Origin of the sequence: Amycolatopsis kentuckyensis (genome assembly GCF_041679295.1) — a bacterium.
GTDB lineage: Bacteria > Actinomycetota > Actinomycetes > Mycobacteriales > Pseudonocardiaceae > Amycolatopsis > Amycolatopsis kentuckyensis_A.
Window position 1 is genome coordinate 368593 of sequence record NZ_JBGDMD010000004.1, and the last position, 17536, is coordinate 386128.

The following is a 17536-nucleotide window of genomic DNA, read 5'->3' on the forward strand; positions in this document are numbered from 1 at the left end:
ATGAATCCATGCCCATCGATCCAGGTACCCGCTTCGTCGATCTCGCCGAGCGCGAGACACAGTCTCGAGACAGCCATGTGAACACTGTCGCGCGACTCACGGTGGTGGCGAAGAAGCGCACCCTCAGCAGCGGCGAACAGGCTGAGCTCGATCTCTCCAATGCTGTGCTCGCGGAACTCGCCGGCAGCGCCAGCGCAAAAGCTGAGGCGACCGAAGTTTGCGATCCTCTGTTCGTCGCGACCCGCACCCTGCTCAACGAACAGAAGCTCATGGCCCCGGAGCTGCGCACGCACGAGAACGGCGTGCTGGTCTTCGACCCGTTCGAGAGCTTTGCCGCGTTCCAGGCTGCTCTGTCGTCGCCGAACCCACCCAAGGGTGCCCTGCCGATCACACTGACCACGCTGACCCTCGGCCTGCTGATGGTCGACGGCGCGCAGCCGCCACCCGTGGCCATCGTGCCGCAACGCGGGGACAATACCGGCAGCAAGGGGCCAGTCAGTTCGAAAAAGAAGACCATTTACCCAAACTGGGACCACCCCGACGGGGGCACGTTCACCCGTGACTTCTTCCAGGCGGTGGGCGAGGCGCGCAGCTACGGCACGCTCGCCGACCAAGTGCTCGCGCTGCTGGCCATCGAAGGCGACCCCGACGGACCCGGCGGCGTCACCCCCACGGTGCGGTGCGAGGAGTTCGCCAGGGTGATGCGCGGGTTGGCCAAGGCCAAGGTCAGGCCGAACGAGCCACAGCTTCGCCGCAAAGTCAATGAGCAGCTGAACAAGATCCAGAACATCGGGTTCGAGGACGACATCGCGGACTCCGTCCTCGATCTCCCCGACCTGGACCAGATCTTCGACCAGAACATCGTCACCGACAACGTCCGGGCGATGGGAGCGATGATCGTTTCCGCCATGTTCGAGGAGCTGAAAGTCTTCCAGGTCGTCGACTCCATCGTGGAGCAGTTCCAGCACGGTGACCTGCCGATCGGCCCGGGCGAGGCCGGCCGGCGGCTCTACCGCTACTGGCGGGACGCGCCCAACCGGATGAGCGAGCAGGAGCGGCGCAACTTCGCGTCGATCACACTCGGCATCCCGGGCGGTGATCCCGGCGGCCAGGTGAACCGCGAGTTCAACGACCTGTGGCTCCGGTTCGTCTCATCCGTATCCTCCTTCGTCCGGCAGAGCGAAGTGGACTCGCTGCTGCGCTCGGGGATGCCCAGCCCGATCAGTCACCAGCAGGTTCGCAAAGCTGCGCGCGACCTCGCGTCCAACCTTTCGTTGCACGGCTACGGCATGGCTCACTACGCCGCGCGCGAAATCCAATTCCAGGTCAACGGGATCATCAAGCTGCTGGGCGACCCCGAGATCCTCGGCTGCTACGGCGCTAAAGACATGTGGCAGGTGGTCGACCAGGTCGCGACCTACTACCTGGGCGGCGCCCGTACCAGCTCTCGTTACCGCACGCTGGCGAGCTGCGGCACGATCATCACCGCCTGGCTGGCCGGGAACGTCACCCGCATCCACCAGACGTCCGGCCCGCTGATCGACATCGACGTGGTGCGCAACCCGCCGGTGGCGGGCGGCCACAAGGCCACCAGGGACCCGAACGACTACGACCTGGTCAACGCCTGCGAGCTCTGGCTGGCGGACACGGCGACCTCGGACAGCGAGATCGAGAGGCTGGCCCAGGAACCGCGGACCACGCCCACGATGACGTCCAAGCCGATCCCGATCCCCGCAATGGCCCGCGAGATGCTCGACGGTCTCGGCGACGTCGGCATCGGGCTCGGCCACGGCTATGCCCCACTGCGTGCGGACTTCGGCGCCGGCAACGGGCATGCCCGGACACAGTGAGGTCGCGGCGAACCCCGGTCCGCGCACGGGAGGAGAGACCATGCCATTCGATCCAGCCGGCGAGCCGGTGGTCGCGAAGGTCGAGCGGCGGCTCCGGTCGGCCGCCCGTTCACTGGGCACTGCTGATCCCTACACGCCGTCGCGTGACCTGCTCATGCGCACCTTCCGGTACCCGGCCGACGCTTACCGCCGCAACGCGCTGATGCCGATGGCCGCGCCGTTCGAGCCGAGCTTCTCGGAGTTCCAGCCGGGCAAGCTCCGGTTCACCATCGAACCGCTGTCGCCGGACGCGGGATCGGTGGACCGGCGGGACGAGTCCACCCGCGAGATGCGCCGCCTGCTCCGCGACTTCATAGGCCGGGATGCGCTCCATTGGTTCGACGGCGCCAGCGAACCGTTCCGGGGCTTCGCCACCGGTGGGAAGCTCGACTACGGGGCGTTTTTCGGCTCGAGCTACGACCGGGACGGGCTGTACGCCTCGAAGGTCTACTACGAGCTCCCGGGCGGCCGCGGGGCGATCGACGACCTGCCGTCTGGTCTGCAGCGGATCGTCCAGGCGGCGCTCCACCTCGTCCCCGGCCTGCACCCGCTGTTCACGACCCTGGCCGCGCAACGCGATCTGGGCGGCCAGCGGCTCACGTTCGCGAGCACGCAGCCGCTCCGGCTCGCCGATCTCCAGCCGGTGCTGGACGCCCTCGGCCTGGGCCACCGCCTGCCGGGGATCATGCAGCTGCTGGGACTGGTGCTCGGCGGGCGGTTCGAACTGCCTGCGCACAGTGCCCTGCTCGCCTTCGGCGAAGGGCCGGCGGGGCCGGACTTCGAGATCTACGTGCTGCTGTCGGCGATCCCCGACGTGCCGCCCAGCTTCCTCAGCCTGCTCACCATGGGGCTCGCCGAGCGGCCCCGCGGCCTAGCGGCACTGGAACGCTGGATGGGGGCCTTCACCCCCGAGGACGAGAACTGGCCGGGCCGCTTCTCGATCGTCAGCCTGCGCACCGACGCCCAGTCCCCGCCCCGCGTCGGTCTCTACCTGCGGCCGATCGAATTCGAGCTGCCGCAGGAGGCGTTGCAGGCCGTCTGAACCCCGCCCGTCCAGTTCGAGAGGTCCGTGATCATGTCCGGCACCCCCATCATCGCCCCGCGGCGGGAAGCACGGTCCGCCGTACCGACTCCCGATCCGGTCGTCCGGCACGGAGTGGCAGACCTCCTCACCCGGTCGCCGGCGTTCCGCGCCCTGCCCGCCGAGGACCGGAAAGCGATCGCGGGCAACACCGCACTGATCGCTGGCTACCTGTCCCGTCCGGAGGGTATCGAGGGCAGCCGGATCCCGGACGGCGTCGGTACCCCCGCCGCTCGCGCACTGGCCGGTGACGATAAGTCGGCCGCCGAGGCGAGCTGGAGCGAACGCAAGAAGGCGGTCGACGACATCGGGCAGGCGAAGTTCACGGCGTCCGCGGCGCAGCAGGGAGCGGCGGTCGCCGGCATGCTGCTCAACGAGGTCAAGTTCCCGCAGTTCGTCTCGGGTCTCATCGAGGGCGTGTTCAGCTCGATCGTCAAGAGCTCGATCGAGCAAATGCGCGCTTACCAGGAGATGATCGCGGCCGTCGCCCAATCGCTGCGCCAGTTCATGGACGACAACGTCGCACCGCTGCAGGGGCGGGAAAACCTCGTCGACCAGTTTCCCGACGTCTTCGAGCTCGGCACCGACGAATGGAGCGAGAGCGACGAGCCCCGGCTCAAGCTGCGGGAGGGCGTCGACGAGCAGGCGGCGCTCGCGCGGGTCAACAACAAACTGTCGTTCGGCAACGGTGCGCTCGAGAGCCTCGACCTCTCGGACGAGAACGCCGAACGCGCCCTGGTCGAGAGCAGCCGGATCCAGCTCGCGAAGCAGCGTCAGCAGCTGATGGCCAGTCTCGTCCTGATGGGGATCAACCGGATCGTCGTCGCCGATGGGCGCATTTCGGCGAAGATCATCTACGACGTGCGCGCCCAGGACCGGCAGAGTGCCCGGCGGAGCGCGAGCGCCGTGGACGTGGCCCGCGACAGGTACGGCAACGTCCAGACGACCCGCGTCCGCGGAGGCACTCCCGACGAGGACGGCAACGGCGGCTACGACGCAGACTACTTCGCCAAGGGTGGGTACAAGTACGAGAACAAGCCGATCATCACCGCGCAGACATCGGCCTCCGAGGTCAACGACGCCGCGTTGCAAACCAAGATCCAGCTCACCGGCGCGGTCGACGTGAACTTCAAGAGCGATTACCTGCCGCTGGACCGGATGGCGACCCCGCAGATGATCGCCGCCATCCAGGGCAACGCCTCGCCCGCGGACCCGAACGTCCTGCCCGGCCCGGTGGCCGCGCCCACCCCCGCTGCTGCCGACGGCAGCGGTGGGGTCGTGACCCCTCCCGCGGCGGCGCCGGCCGCCCGGACGGCAGGCTGAGAGGCGACAGCGATGGACACGAGTATCGCCGAACATCCGGCCGGCAGGAGCGTCGTGGCACCGCCACCGACGAGCGCGGCCGCCGTCAGCGCGGCACGGCCCGAGGTGTTCCAGCTGCTGATGCGCACGCCCGCCTTCCTCAGCTTGCCTGAGGACGAGCGGCGGCGGATCGCCGGCGACACGGTCCGGGTGCTCTCCTACATGACCGATCCCGGTGGCGTGCACAGCGAGGTCGCGGCCCGGGAGGCGAGCGGTGACCTTCCCCGCTCGGGCGCGCTCGCCGCCTCGCCGGTGGGTCGCGCCCAAGCAGAGGAGAACCCGGTCGAGGCGACCAAGCGGCAGCTCTCGCGAAGCCCCGGCTTCGCCGGCCGGGACTTCCAAGCCGGGGCCGCCCGCCAAGGCGTCGAACAGTTCGGCGAGCTGGTGCAGAAGGTCGATTTCCCGAAGTTCGTCGGCGGCCTGATCAAGAACGTTTTCCAGGCGATCGTCGAGAGCTCGATCGAGCAGATGCGTGCCTACGGCGAGCTTATCGCCAACGTCGCCAAGACGACCGGACAGTTCATGCGGGACAACATCGGCGAGGCCGCGGCCCGCGGCTACCTCTCTGAGGCCTACCCTGACGTGCTCTCGGTCAGCGACACCACGGCCGACGACGAGGACGCCGCGCAGCCGAAGTCTCGGCTGGAGGCTACGGGCGACGCAGGCGTGCGGCTGGCCGAGATCAGCCGGGACATGAATGTGAACCCGCCGATCACCGACCTTTCCGACGCCGACGCCGAGCTCCGCCTGGTGACAGCGGCCCGGCTGCAGATGGCGAAGTCACGCCAGCAGTTGCTGTCCTCGATGGTGATGCTGGGCATCAGCCGCATCGTCGTCACCGACGGCTCGATCAACGCCAAGGTGGTGTTCGACATGCGCGCCAGCGACACGGCCCAGCGCCACTACGCTGCCTCAATGCGCGACCGGGAGGCGCAGCGCCACAAGGAGAGCATCCAGACCAGCCACGGCAGCTGGTACACGCCCTTCTCGGCCGGCGCCGCCTTCGAAGGCGAACAGGAGCACGTCGCGACCGTGGGTTCCGCGGTCGACGAGACCAGCGAGGCACGGGCCGAGGTGAAGGCCAAGCTCTCGGGCGACGTCCGCGTGAACTTCAAGAGCGACTACCTACCGCTCGACAAGATGGCCACGCCGCAGATGATGTCGGTCATCCAGGGCAACAGCACGCCCTACAACCCCAACGAGCCGCCCACCCAGGGCGCCGGGAAGGGGTAGACCGTGATCGTGCCCGTCGCCGACGCGCTGCTGGCCTCCGCGCTGTCGGCGGGCGAGGGGCTGGCAGCCCGGTCCACCGCGCACGGTCTCGCTTTCACCCTCGGCCAGCTCGGCGACATCGACCTCCCCGAGCCGGCCGCGGCGCGGATCGGCGAGGCGCGGCTGCGCGCGCTGGCCACCCTCTACCTCTCGGCCGACCTGGAGTCCGCGGGCATCCTCCCGGCGGTCGAAGCCTTGGCGGGCCTCGCGTCGACCGGCGCGGCAGCGATCGATCTCGGCGGCGCGGAACCGTTGCTCGCCGACTGGTGGCGGCGGAGGCACGATCGGGTCAGCGCAGCGGAGCGCATCGCCTTCTTCTCCCGGCTGTTCGGCACCGCCCACGGCCCGGTGGCGGCCGACGCCCACCGCAACGTCGGGTTCGAGGACCGCATGCTCGAGCTGTGCGAGGCGCTCTACAAGCTCGACGAGATACCGACCGGCGACCCCTACGGCGGCACCGCCCAGCAGGCGCGCGTCCACCGGGCGGCGCGGGACCTGGCGGAGAACCTGGGCGAGGCCGGCGGCGGGATCACCGCCTTCATGGCGGGCGAGATCATCGCCTCGCTCCGGCAGGCCTTCGCCGTCATCGGCCATCCCGACCTGCGCAGGGCCTTCGCGGCGCGCGACACCTGGGGCGTGGTCGCCGGTATCGCCCGGATCGCGCGGGTGCGGTTCGAGCCGCCCGCGCCGTACGTCCGGCGCGGGCGGGCCGGGATGACCGTGCTCGCCTGGCTCGCCGACGTGTCGGACCGGCTCGGCGGCCCGGGCGCGCGGCTGGCCGCGATCGGCGATCCGGTGGTCGGCTCCGCGATCGACTGGATCGAGGCGACGCTGGACATCGGTGCGGCGACCCAGCCGGCCGCCTCCGTGCCCCCGGCCTCGCCGTGGTCGACGGTGGGGGCCTGAGATGGCCCTGCCGTCACGTGCTCCGGAGACGCCCGCGGTGCGGGCGGAAGGTGGCGTTCCCCGGCGCGACGCGCGCCAGGGCGTGCGGAGCTTGCTCTCGGCCCAGCACGGGTTCGCGAGGTTGGCCGGCGACACGAGGCGCGAGCTGGCCGGGGCACTGGCCCGGATCGGATCGGTCGCGCTCGACCAGGCCGAGGCGGCGGCCGGGTGCCCGCGTCCGGCACTGGCGCGGGCGCAGAACGCGGGTTCGGAGTTCTCCGGCGTCGCCACCGGCCGGCTTGCGCAGACGACCCGCGACACGCTCGGCGCGGTCTCCTTCCCGAGGTTTGTCAACGAGCTGATCACCGGCGTCTTCAAGGCGATGAACGACTCCAACCAGCAGCAGCTAACCGCGTTCGTCGAGCTGCTCCGCAACGTCGCGCAGACGACCGAAGGATTCGCCGAAAGCAATGTCGGCGTCTCCGGCGCACGCGAATGGCTGGCTGAACGCTTTCCCGGGAGCTTCGTCATCGAGGGCGAGGGCGAAGGCGAAGACGACGAGGACCTGACCGGCCTCGAGCCCGAAGAGCGGCGCGAGCGCCAGGCGGAACGGGACGCGGCCACCCGGCTCGTGCTGCGCCCCGGCGTGGCACCTCCCGCCGAGGCCGCGCTGCGTTCGGCCCTCGGCGTGCCCGAGGGCGAGGTCGTCCCCGCCGACGGCGATCCCGAGTCCCTGGTCCCCTTCGCCCGCCAGGCTTTGGCACGCGGGCGGCAGCAGCTGCTCGCCACCATGGTGCAGATGGGCATGCAGCGCATCGTGGTCGAAAGCGGCCGGCTCAACGCCTCGATGCGGTTCCACATCGACGCGAGCAGCGTCGCCGAGAACGACAAGGGATCGCAGTTCGACCTGCACAACACCAGCAGTGGCAAGATCGGCGCCAAGTTCGGGCCGTGGGGCGCCGAGGCCAAGGTGCAGAACACGATCGGTTACGTCACCACGGACCGGACCAGCACCACCGAGGAGCTCGACACCTCGGTCGACCTCGACAGCGGCGTCGAACTGATCTTCCGCACCGATTACGTCCCGCTCGATCGGCTGGTGACCGGTGCCGACGCCGCCCGCATCCGGGTGAACACGATCAACCCGCAGGCGGAGGCGGACCGGATCGCGCGCGAGCGGGAGACGCGGACGGCCGCGCGGACCACCGAGCGGAAAGACCGCGCGCAGCGGCTCGACACCGCGCTTCGGCCGCCGCCACCACCCCCGGCACCGTCGCCGAAGGCACCGGAGAAGACACCGCCGCAGCAGGCGAAGAAGGCGGCGCAGCCGGAGAATGCGGCGCCGCAGCCGGAGAAGAAGCCTGACCAGAGGCAGGCAGCGAGCTCCGCCGGCGGGGCGCCGGCTGCGGCCCGTACCCAGTCAATGCGTCGATGATCCGGGCCGTGATTTTCAGCCGAACGGTGCGGTGACGCGGCCAGTAAAGGATGCCGGCATGGGTCATTCCCCGCAGCGGACCGGAATCTGCCTCATCAGGATCGAGGCGCAAGGTGCTTCGTACCTCATCACCGTTCGCCGGAACCGGGACGTCGGCGGCCGTTCCGCGGATGCGATAACGTCATTCTCAGAGACGGAACGTGCGCTCGAGGCGGTCAGGACGTTCCTTCGGCAATTCACGGAGGTGCTGCCCGCGTCGTGATCGACGTGAGGGTCAGGACCGGGCACTGGCCGTCGTCGCGGGTACCCTGGGGGACTCCTCGGACGCCTGTCTCCGTCGAACCATCTGCCGCAGGACCCGGGCCATGGCCGGCGGTGGCTCCGTGCCGAGTTCGCGCAGCAGGAGGCTCCGGTAGGCCTCGAAATGCCGCCGAGCTTCGATCCAGTTGCCTTCGGCAAGGTGGGCCTGCAGCAACGTCCGCTGCGCGCTTTCCCGCAACGGCTCGCAGCCCACAGCGAGCATGGCGGCCTCGACTGCCTCCGCGCAGCGTCCGCAGCGCACCAGGGCCGCGCTCAGGGCTTCGAGCGCGTGCAGCAGGCGCTGGCGGACTCGTTCGCGTTCCATCAGCGCCCAGTCGTCGTACCAGCCGGGCAGCAAGTCCAGTACGTCGACACCCCACGGCCGGATCATGAGATCCGAACCGGAAGCGGAGCCGTCGATGAGCCTGCTCGCCCATTGACTCACGATCCGGAGGTCCACGACCACCTCGGTGCGGAGCGCGAGCGACGACTTGTCCGCGGTCAGCAGCGGGCAATCGCTTTGGTTGAGCCGCCAGAGCGCGGTCCGCAGGTTTCCCGCCGCGCGCAGATCATCCCCGATGGGCCAGAGCGTGCCCGCGGCGTACCGGCGCTGCACGCGATGGTGGTGAAGCGCGACGAATGCGACGAGGCGCTTGCTGCCATCGGGAATGGCCATCCGCCGGGACCCGATAGTGACAAACGGACCGCCGAAAAGGTGGAGAATGACCGCGGCCTCGTCGCTGGCGTCCCCTGCCAGCATTTTGATCCATTCCGTCACCGCTCTACCCTCCGTACCCGATAGTGAAACGAGACTAGTCACGGTGTCGTCACCGGCCCGTCACGTTCTGCCGATGTGATCAGACACGCGAGTAACGGTGCGGCCGCTGCTTTGATCTGCCGGTGCGCTTCCACGTTGGCATGACGGCTCAGCGCGTCGCCGGTTTCCCGGTCCGTACGGCCACTCCGAATGACATTGCCGTATTGCGAAGTCGCGTTTCTTGGCCTCGTTGTGCCGCTCTGGCGGCGACGTCACCCGTTCGCCATCCGAAATCACTCGACAAGCTGCGTCCGAATGCGACCAAAGCCGCCGCGGCTGCTCGTTGCGGCGTTGCTCCGACGGCCTGCCTTGGCCGCGGTTGTCTTGTGTCGCTGCTGTCGCACGGCCGGCGCCAATCGGATTCCCCCCCCCCGGGGGACACGAAAGATTCCATGCGAAGGGGGTCAAGTTCCTTTTGAACACGCAGACGTGGGAATCTACCGCGCTGCCGTCGGGTATTTGGGAAGCGATCAGCTGCAGTGCTGTCATTCGCGCGGCGTAATTAGTTAGTTGGCAACGATTCGCTCAAGTTGCAGGCCAGTCATTTATCAGGAGTGTCGCGTGCAGATGGAGCTGCCAGTAGGTCGACACTTTACGTTCGGTGTCGGCGTGGCCAGTAGTTTCCGGATGTCGCCGAGTCGTTCGGCAAGGTCGCGGATCTGGTCCTTGCTTAGCCGCTGCTGCTGGGGTCATGCGGCGATGTGTGCCTTCGCCTCGGCGCGGCGGTTTGGGTCTTGCCGATTCACTCGGCGACCAGATCGGCGGCGGCTTCGAGGGCTGCGCGGTGGCGCCGAACGTACCGATGCTGCGTGCGAGTGCGTTCCCGGGCCTGCGGGCGTCCTATGCCACGGCGATCTCCTGAGTGCGCTGGAAGGTGTCGACCTGCCGTTCCTCCAATTGGTGGGCGCTCCGCGTCGGACGTCGAGGCTATGGGGCCAAAGCGCGGCGCCACTGGTTGGTGACGCTTCGGCGCAACGCCTCGGTGTCGACGCTCTCCGGATCCAGCAGCCGCTGCAGTGCGATTCCGCGCAGCTGCCCGACGACCGCGGTCGCGACCTCGTTCGCGGCCACCTCCGCGTCGATCGTGCCCTCTGCGATGCCGGCCTCGATGTCCTCGCGTAGGTCTGCGCGGAAGGCCTTGTCGCGCTCGCGGAACGTGGGGGCCAGGTCTGGCTGGGTGGCCGCTTCCGCCCACAGCAGCAGGAATGCCTGGTTGAACACGCCGATCCGGCCGAGTTCGCCCAGGTAGCCGTCGATCAGGCGCAACAGCCGGTCGAGGCCGGGGGGTGCGTCCTCCAAACCTGGGACGAATCCCGCCTGCGTGGCCCGCGCCAGCCGCTCGATCAGGGCCTGCTTTCCGCCGAAGTGGTGGGTCACGATGCCGCGGCTGTAGCCCGCGCGTTCTCCGACGCGGGCGAGCGTCAGCGAACGCACTCCCTGCTCGACCACCAGTTCGGCGGCGGCGGTCAGGAGCGCGGCTTCGGCCTGCTCTCGGCGTTCCTGCTGGGTGCGGCGGGCGGGAGGCATGGGCGGAGCCTAGCAAATCAACTTGCGTGTTAGTCAACAAGTATGTGTAAGGTGGTGGCCAAGGAGGCCCTGATGATCGAAATCGAAGACCGCGCCCTCGACGCCCTGCTCGCCGATGACCCCGGTGGCCCGGTCGTGATGCTCAACCTGCTGCGGTTCCGTCCGGACGGCGGCCGCGAAAGCTATCAGCGCTACGCCGAAGCCCTGCGCCTCGAGCTCAACGCCCGCTACGGCCTGAAGGTCGAGTACCTCGGTACCGGCGGGCCGGCGCTCGTCGCCGAGGATGGGCAAGCCTGGGACATGGTGGTGCTCGTGCGCTATCCGGACCGGCGGGCCTTCGCGGCCATGGTGCGCGATCCCGAATACCAGGCCATCACCCACCTGCGCACCGAAGCGCTGGTGGAATCGGTCCTGCAGCCGACGACGCCGGTGGCGGTCTGATGCCCGCGGTGTTCGTCCACGGCAACCCGGAGACGGCCGCGGTCTGGGACCTGCTGGTGGCGGAGCTCGCGCCGTCGCGTTCGGATCTGGTCTGCCTGTCGCCGCCCGGCTTCGGTGCGCCGCTGCCCGGCGGGTTCGGGGCCACTCGCGCCGACTACCGCGACTGGCTGATCGGCGAACTGGAAGCTTTGGGCGAGCCGGTGGACCTGGTGGGTCACGATCTCGGTGGTGGACATGTCGTCAACGTCGTGCTGAGCCGGCCGGACCTCGTGCGCAGCTGGGTCAGCGACGCGCTGGGCATGTACGACCCGGGCTACGAGTGGCACGAACTCGCCCGGCGCTGGCGGACGCCCGGAGTCGGTGAGGCCGACGTCGCCGCGCGGTTCGGTGGTACGGCCGAAGCGCGGACGGCCGTGCTGGTGCAGCGGGGGATGGGCCCGGCTGTCGCGGCCCGCGTTGCGGCGGGGCAGGACGAGGTGATGGGGCGCGCGGTGCTCACCGTGTACCGGTCCGCCGGTGAGCCCGGCCTGGGTTTGCCGCTGGAACGGGCGGCGGCCCGGCCGGGGCTCGCCATCCTGGCCACGGCCGACCACGTCGGCGGAACCGAAGCGCAACGCCGTCGGGCGGCCGCCCGGGCCGGGGCCCGGGTCGCCGTTCTCGACGGCCTCGGTCACTGGTGGATGACCCACGAGCCGGCCCGTGCCGCCGCGATGCTGACCGGGTTCTGGGTCGGCCTCGGCTGATGCTCAGTGGGTGGCAGGCCGGGCCCGGGACACACGACCATCTTGTGCGTTGAACCGATGCGTCACCGGGGCGGACGTCGTGTGCGCCGGCCAGCCCGGGTTCCCCGTCGTCGCGAATTCGGTCCACGCGCCGTGCATGCGCCTCGCGAGAGCTTCGGGTGCCGGGGTGGGGCCGAGCAAGCCGGTTTCGCCGTGCAGCCACGGCTCGTCGGCCACGTCGAAGACGAACGGCAGCTCGACCGTGTGCGCGGCGCCGAGGCGACCGTCGAAGGCAGTGGAACGGTGGCCGAACGAGTAGACGTACGTGCAGCCCGGGGCGACGCGCGCGTGCGCGTCCGCCATACGCGCCGTCCCCTTCCCGAACAGCACGTCGCCGAGCGGCACGTCGGTGTCCGGCTTTCCCTGCGGGACCAGGTAGAGGTTCCCTTCCTCCGTGTTGGTGCCGATCAGCAGGTCGACGTCACCCGCCGGGCCTGACGTGAGCGCGTCGGCGGCCTGCGCGGGCAGTACCAGGCTGAACGGGCTCAAGCCGACGAGGGGATCCGTCGCGGTGTCCGTGCGGAGGTCCAACCCGGACAGTGCGGGTTGGACCTCCAGGAAACGCTCGTCCGGGAGGCCGGCGAAGCCTTCGACCGTCGGTGGGGTGCCGAGCGCCGCTGCCGTCGCGGTCGTGACCCGGTGGGCCTGCTCGGGGGTGAACGCGCCGGTGCCGCTGCCGCTCTGCATGATCGCTCGCCGGAACAGGCCCTTTGCCTGGGGCGTGGCGAGGAGACTGCCGACGAGCGTGGCGCCGGCGGACTGGCCGAACACCGTGACGTTGCCGGGGTCGCCGCCGAACGAGGTGATGGCTTCCCGGACCCACTGCAGCGCCAGGAGCACGTCGAGCAGGCCCCGGTTGTCCGGGGTGCCTTCGAGCGACAGAAATCCGGGGACGCCGAGCCGGTATTGGACGGTCACGAGGACGACGCCGTCGCGGGCGAACGCCCGGCCGTCGTAGAGCGCGGCGCGGGCGGATCCGGTGACGAATCCGCCGCCGTGCACGAAGACCAGCACCGGGCGCTGCCCGCGGCCGGCCGCGGGCGTGCGGACGTCGACGGTGAGGTAGTCCGCGCCGCGAACCCAGCCGGGCCCGAAGTACGGGGTCATGTCGAGGCGGCCGAAGTCCCGGGCCGGCTGGGGCGCGGTCGGCCCGGGCGCGGTCCCGTCGCGGACGCCGGGCCACCCCGGGTGCGGCGACGGCTCGCCGAAGCGGCCCGCGCCGGTGGGCGCCAGGGCGTACGGGATGGCGCGGTAGCGCTCTCCGAAGGCGTCACGGACGCCGCGGACGGCACCGGCCGGCGTCCGCACGACGGGATTTTCCTGGGCTGGCACGGCGATTCCTTTCAGGCGCTGCGGGGGAAGCCGGCCCAGTCCGCGATCGCGAACCGGGTCCCGTCGCGTTTCACCTGGGCGGCGCCGTGGCCGCCGAAGTGGGCGGGGAAGACGAGCGCGCCGGTTTCGGCGGCCTGGCCGAGCAGGTCGCGTCGGGTGGCTCGCGCGGCGGCGGGGTCTTCGCAGAAGCAGGAATTGGTTTCCGGCTCGGCGATCTGCAGGGCGGTGTGCACGAGGTCGCCGACGAACAGCGCGCGGTCCCCGCCGGACTCCAGGTGCAGCACCGACGATCCCGGCGTGTGGCCGGGCGCGAGTTCCAGGCGCAGGTCGGCGTCGATGCGGTGCGAGCCGTCCCACAACTGCGTCAACCCGGCTTCGTGCACGGGGGCGACGCTGTCTTCGAAGACGTTCTGGTTGCCGCGGCCGAGGCGGGGCCGGTGCTCGTTGGCGGGGTTCCAGAAGTCGAAGTCGCGGCGGGGCATCAGGTAGGTCGCGTTGGGGAAGGTCGGCACCCAGGCGCGCCCGTCCAGGCGGGTGTTCCACCCGACGTGGTCGACGTGCAGGTGCGTGTTGACGACGAGGTCGACGTCTTCGGGCTGCACGCCGGCGGCGGCGAGAGCACCGAGGAAGCCGGTGTCGAGGTGGCTCCAGACGGGGGAGTAGGGCCGCTCCTTGTGGTTGCCGACGCCGGTGTCGACGAGGATCGTGCGGCCGCCGCTGCGCAGCACGCCCGCCCGGCCCGCCGACCGGCCCAACATGGCGCGGCTGGTCTTCCTCGACGCGCACACCCGCGACCTCTATCCACAGTGGACCGCGAAGGCGAAGGCGGTCGTCGGCAACCTGCGCCTGACCGCCGGCCGCCACGGCGACGACCAGCTGCTCAACGCGCTGATCGGGGAACTCGTCACGAAGAGCCCCGAATTCGCCGCGTGGTGGGCCGATCACCGCGTCCAGGCCTGCGCGGCGACCGAATACGCGATGCGGCATCCCCTGGTCGGCGACGTCGTGGTCCACCAGCAGGCCATGACCCCCGCGCACGCGGCCGAGCAGACGCTCGTCGTCGCCACCAGCGAACCCGGGTCACCGTCCCAGGCGGCACTCGACCTGCTCGCCCGCGCCACTTCCTGGTCGGCGCGCCGTGCGGTGCGGGACCGCTCGGCAGCCCCACACCGCACCGGCTCCGGCCTCAGGAGCGCTGGGCGACCTCCGCGTCCGTCAACGCCTTGCCGACCACGTCGACGTCGTCGACCGCGCCGCTCCAGAAGTCGACGTTGCGGCCGTCGTACTTGGCGCGCCCGACCGTGAACGCGCCGGTGCCGACGAGCGCCGGTCCGGCCGGGGCGGTCGCGACCTTCACGCCGTCCACGTAGAGCCGGATTTCGTTGCCCGCGCGCACACCCGTGAGTTGGTACCAGCGGCCGATTTCCGGCACGACCTCGTACCGGGCCCGGTTGCCGCCGGGCGTGCTGAACGCGAACGCGCCCTGCCCGTACTGCAGGTAGAACGGGCTCTCCCGCTCCCGGCCGTCCTGGCTCACCGCCGTCGCGTAGTTGCCGGGCAGCTGGTCGAGCCGCACCTTCGCGGACACGGTGTAGTCACCGGTCGTGTCGACGACCGGGCCGTAGGTGTCGGCGGAGCCGCCGGTGAACTGCAGCGCGCCGTCCTTGAAGGCCGCCCCGGCCGGGGTGAGCGTCAGCGGGTTGTTGCCGCCGCTCGAGTCCTTCGCGGTCGTCCCTCCGCGCTCGTCGAGGTTCCACGAGCCCTTGCCCGCGTACGGGTAGGGCTTGCCCGCGTTCGCCCCGGCTTCGATCACGCGCCGGTTGATCTCGCGGACCGGACCCGGGTCGACCTTGATGCGCTTGCGGTCGTAGGTCCAGAGCCCGTTGAGCTCGCCTTCGAGGTCGGTGACCTGCGTGTAGACCGACGCCGACAGCTCGGCCCGCGCCTGCCCGAGGTAGAACGTCCGGGTGTTGTCGACGTACTTCGCCGTCAGCGCCGCCTTGTCCTGCACGCCGCTGTAGATCGCGATCGGCGCACCCGGCCACTGGTGCCCCGGCGTGCGCAGCGTGAAGCCGCCGTGCTCGCCGTCCATCGCGACGCGCTTGCCGTCCGGACGCGCCGGGTCGGTGTTGTTGTAGTCGTGGTGGTCGATGACGTCGCCCGCGCCCGAGTCGCCCTTGGAGGCGCAGCAGTTCACCCCGCTGTGGGCGTTGACGATCCGGCTCGGGTCGGCGGCCTTGACCTGGTCGGTGATCCGGCCGGTCGCGGCCTTGTCCCACTCGCCCCAGCCCTCGTTGAACACGATCCAGGCGTAGACGGACGGGTAGTTCTGCAGCTGGTGCATCTCTTCCAGCCCCTGGCTGAGCCACGCCTGCTGCGCCCCGGCGTTGTTGCCGTCGTCGAGCGACACGAAGTCCTGCCACACCAGCAGTCCCAGCTGGTCCGCGTGGTAGTACCAGCGGGCCGGCTCGACCTTGATGTGCTTGCGGACGGCGTTGAAGCCGAGGTCCTTCTGCGCCTTCAGGTCGAAGACGAGGGCGTCGTCGCTCGGCGCGGTGTTCAGGCCGTCCGGGTAGAAGCCCTGGTCCAGCTGCATCAGGGAGAAGAACGGCTTGCCGTTGAGCGTCAGCTTGGGGACGCCGTTGACGTTCGTGATGCCGGTGGACCGCATGCCGAAGTAGCTCTTGACCTTGTCACCGCCCAGCTTGATCTCCAGCTGGTAGAGGTACGGGTCGTCCGGCGTCCACAGGTGCGGGTTCGGCACCGGCAGCTTCAGGTTCGCGTTGGCGGGCCCGCTGACCGTGCCGACCTGCCGGCCGCGCGCGTCCTTGGCGACCGCCGTGACGGTGGCGCCGCCCGCGGACTTGACGTTCAGCGCCAGCGAGTTCGTCGTGAGGTCGGGCGTCGTCTTGATCTCGTCGATGCCCTTGTCCGCCACCGGCTCCAGCCACACGGTCTGCCAGATGCCGGACGACGGCGTGTAGAAGATCCCGCCGGGGTTGGGGGACTGCTTGCCCTTGGGCTGGTACGGGCCGGTCGTGTCGGTGACGGCGACGACGATCTCCTGCTCGTCACCGCGCTTGAGCGCGTCGGTGATGTCGGCGCTGAACGCCGTGTAGCCGCCGGTGTGCTCTGCGACGAGCTTGCCGTTCACCCACACCTTGGCCTGGTAGTCGACCGCGCCGAAGTTGAGCTTGAGGCGCTGCCCGCCGCCGATCTTCCAGTCGCGCGGGACGGTGACCGTGCGGCGGTAGAACATGTGGTCCTCGTGCCGTTCGAGGCCGGAGAGCTGCGACTCGATCGGATAGGGCACGACCACCTTCTCGGGCAGCCGCTTGCCGAACGTCGGCTGCTGGCCTTCCGTGGCGGCGGAGAACTCCCACGGGCCGTTGAGGTTGACCCACTTTTCGCGCTCGAGCTGCGGCCGCGGGTACTCCGGCAGCGGGTGGCGCGTGTCGACGTTCTCGCCCCACGGCGTCCGGAGGCGCTCGGTCGAGGCGTTCGCGACGATGCGCCCGGCCTTGCCGACCTTCGCGCCGTTCACCGCGAGGGCGCCCGCGCCGTCGTAGTAGAGGGTGACCCGTTGACCCTTCAGGACTTCTTCGGCCAGCCGGATCGTGGCCCGCGTGCGGGACGTAGTGATGGACGCGATCGGCATCGGCGTCGCGTCGACCTCGATGCGCAGGTGGTCCTGCAGGTCGTTCGTTCCCGAGACCCGGCCGCCGAAGTCGGCGGCGAGGGTGCGCCCGTCCGGGGAGATGTCCGCCGTGCGCGGCACGACGGCGAAGTCGGCCGGCGGCGTGAACGCCGAGAGCGGCACGATCTGCTTCGCGATGGCCGGGCTCGACCAGCGCAGGAACATGTTGGCGCCGCCGGTGTCCTGGAACATCTCCAGCTTGAAGTCGTACTGCTTGCCGGCGGTCAGCGTGACCGGCGCGCTGGTCTGTTCCTTGTCCCAGTCGCCGACCCAGTGGTCGATCACCGGCGCGCCGTCGAGGAACAGCCGGAACCCGTTGTCACCGATGGCGTAGAACGTGTAGTCGCCGGTCTGCGGCACGGCGAGCTGTCCGCTCCACCGGGCGGTCGTGTGCTCCGTGCGCCCGGCGACCAGCCCGAAGACCGAGGTCAGGTCCGGATGGTCGACCTCCCCGTCGAGCGCGGTGCCGGCCAGGTTCGCGAAGTCGTGCGCGTCTGGTGCCGACGGCGTGAAGTACTCGGCCTTCAAGCCGTGGACGGGCTCGGCGGCGCCTGCGGGCGGCGTGCCGGATGCCACGCCCAGCGCCACCAGCGCGGCGACGAGGACGGAAGCGGCTCTTCTCATCGGCGGGTCCTTTTCACTTTTACAACGTTGTAAAACGCTCCGGGGCGATCCAATCAGACAAGTTGGACTCCGAGATACCGCCGAATGTCGGT

General features: G+C 70.0%; 14 protein-coding genes. 9 read left to right on the forward strand and 5 right to left on the reverse strand.

Annotation, left to right across the window (positions count from 1 at the left end; all coding sequences use genetic code 11):
* Positions 1-8: 8 nt before the first annotated feature.
* The 6 genes from ACERZO_RS18575 to ACERZO_RS18600 are packed head-to-tail and all read left to right on the forward strand — an operon-like array spanning position 9 to position 7924.
* On the forward strand, positions 9-1850 hold the full coding sequence (locus tag ACERZO_RS18575) for a hypothetical protein (RefSeq protein ID WP_372665931.1): 1842 nt from the start codon (positions 9-11) through the stop codon (positions 1848-1850).
* Positions 1851-1890: 40 nt separating this feature from the next.
* On the forward strand, positions 1891-2931 hold the full coding sequence (locus ACERZO_RS18580; RefSeq protein WP_372665932.1) for a hypothetical protein: 1041 nt from the start codon (positions 1891-1893) through the stop codon (positions 2929-2931).
* Between the two features lie 33 nt (positions 2932-2964).
* Positions 2965-4293 carry a hypothetical protein gene (locus ACERZO_RS18585; RefSeq protein WP_372665933.1) on the forward strand — a complete coding sequence of 443 codons (1329 nt, stop codon included), beginning with the start codon at positions 2965-2967 and terminating at the stop codon, positions 4291-4293.
* A gap of 12 nt (positions 4294-4305) precedes the next feature.
* A complete protein-coding gene (locus ACERZO_RS18590) occupies positions 4306-5565 on the forward strand; it encodes a hypothetical protein (RefSeq protein WP_372665934.1) in 1260 nt (419 codons plus the stop codon).
* A gap of 3 nt (positions 5566-5568) precedes the next feature.
* Positions 5569-6510, forward strand: a complete 942-nt coding sequence (locus ACERZO_RS18595; RefSeq protein WP_372665935.1) for a hypothetical protein — start codon at positions 5569-5571, stop codon at positions 6508-6510.
* A 1-nt stretch (position 6511) separates the two neighbouring features.
* On the forward strand, positions 6512-7924 hold the full coding sequence (locus ACERZO_RS18600; RefSeq protein WP_372665936.1) for a hypothetical protein: 1413 nt from the start codon (positions 6512-6514) through the stop codon (positions 7922-7924).
* A gap of 274 nt (positions 7925-8198) precedes the next feature.
* Here ACERZO_RS18600 and ACERZO_RS18605 read toward each other — a convergent pair whose 3' ends face one another.
* Together ACERZO_RS18605 and ACERZO_RS18610 are read right to left on the reverse strand one after the other, a co-directional pair.
* Entirely contained in the window at positions 8199-9002 is an 804-nt protein-coding gene (locus ACERZO_RS18605) for an AfsR/SARP family transcriptional regulator (RefSeq protein WP_372665937.1), read from the reverse strand.
* Positions 9003-9968: 966 nt separating this feature from the next.
* Entirely contained in the window at positions 9969-10568 is a 600-nt protein-coding gene (locus ACERZO_RS18610; RefSeq protein WP_372665938.1) for a TetR/AcrR family transcriptional regulator, read from the reverse strand.
* A 51-nt stretch (positions 10569-10619) separates the two neighbouring features.
* Here ACERZO_RS18610 and ACERZO_RS18615 point away from each other — a divergent pair, with 51 nt between their 5' ends.
* Positions 10620-11009: a DUF1330 domain-containing protein gene (locus ACERZO_RS18615; RefSeq protein ID WP_372665939.1), complete on the forward strand. Its 390-nt coding sequence runs from the start codon at positions 10620-10622 to the stop codon at positions 11007-11009.
* Positions 11009-11752 (forward strand): alpha/beta fold hydrolase, encoded by a 744-nt coding sequence (locus ACERZO_RS18620; RefSeq protein WP_372665940.1) that lies wholly within the window; start codon positions 11009-11011, stop codon positions 11750-11752. The genes ACERZO_RS18615 and ACERZO_RS18620 overlap by 1 nt, the downstream gene beginning before the upstream one ends.
* 3 nt (positions 11753-11755) lie before the next feature.
* Here the strand turns inward: ACERZO_RS18620 and ACERZO_RS18625 are convergent, their stop codons facing one another.
* Positions 11756-13123 carry a carboxylesterase/lipase family protein gene (locus tag ACERZO_RS18625; protein WP_372665941.1) on the reverse strand — a complete coding sequence of 456 codons (1368 nt, stop codon included), beginning with the start codon at positions 13121-13123 and terminating at the stop codon, positions 11756-11758.
* A gap of 11 nt (positions 13124-13134) precedes the next feature.
* The gene (locus ACERZO_RS18630) at positions 13135-13881 is read right to left on the reverse strand and encodes an MBL fold metallo-hydrolase (protein ID WP_372665942.1); all 747 of its coding nucleotides are present in this window, start codon (positions 13879-13881) and stop codon (positions 13135-13137) included.
* On the opposite strand from ACERZO_RS18630, the gene ACERZO_RS18635 reads away from it, so the two are divergent.
* Positions 13880-14428 (forward strand): MmyB family transcriptional regulator, encoded by a 549-nt coding sequence (locus tag ACERZO_RS18635; RefSeq protein ID WP_372665943.1) that lies wholly within the window; start codon positions 13880-13882, stop codon positions 14426-14428. The genes ACERZO_RS18630 and ACERZO_RS18635 overlap by 2 nt on opposite strands.
* On the opposite strand, the gene ACERZO_RS18640 is transcribed toward ACERZO_RS18635, so the two are convergent.
* The gene (locus ACERZO_RS18640) at positions 14310-17444 is read right to left on the reverse strand and encodes a PA14 domain-containing protein (protein ID WP_372665944.1); all 3135 of its coding nucleotides are present in this window, start codon (positions 17442-17444) and stop codon (positions 14310-14312) included. The two genes, ACERZO_RS18635 and ACERZO_RS18640, sit on opposite strands and share 119 nt — an antisense overlap.
* Positions 17445-17536: the final 92 nt, after the last annotated feature.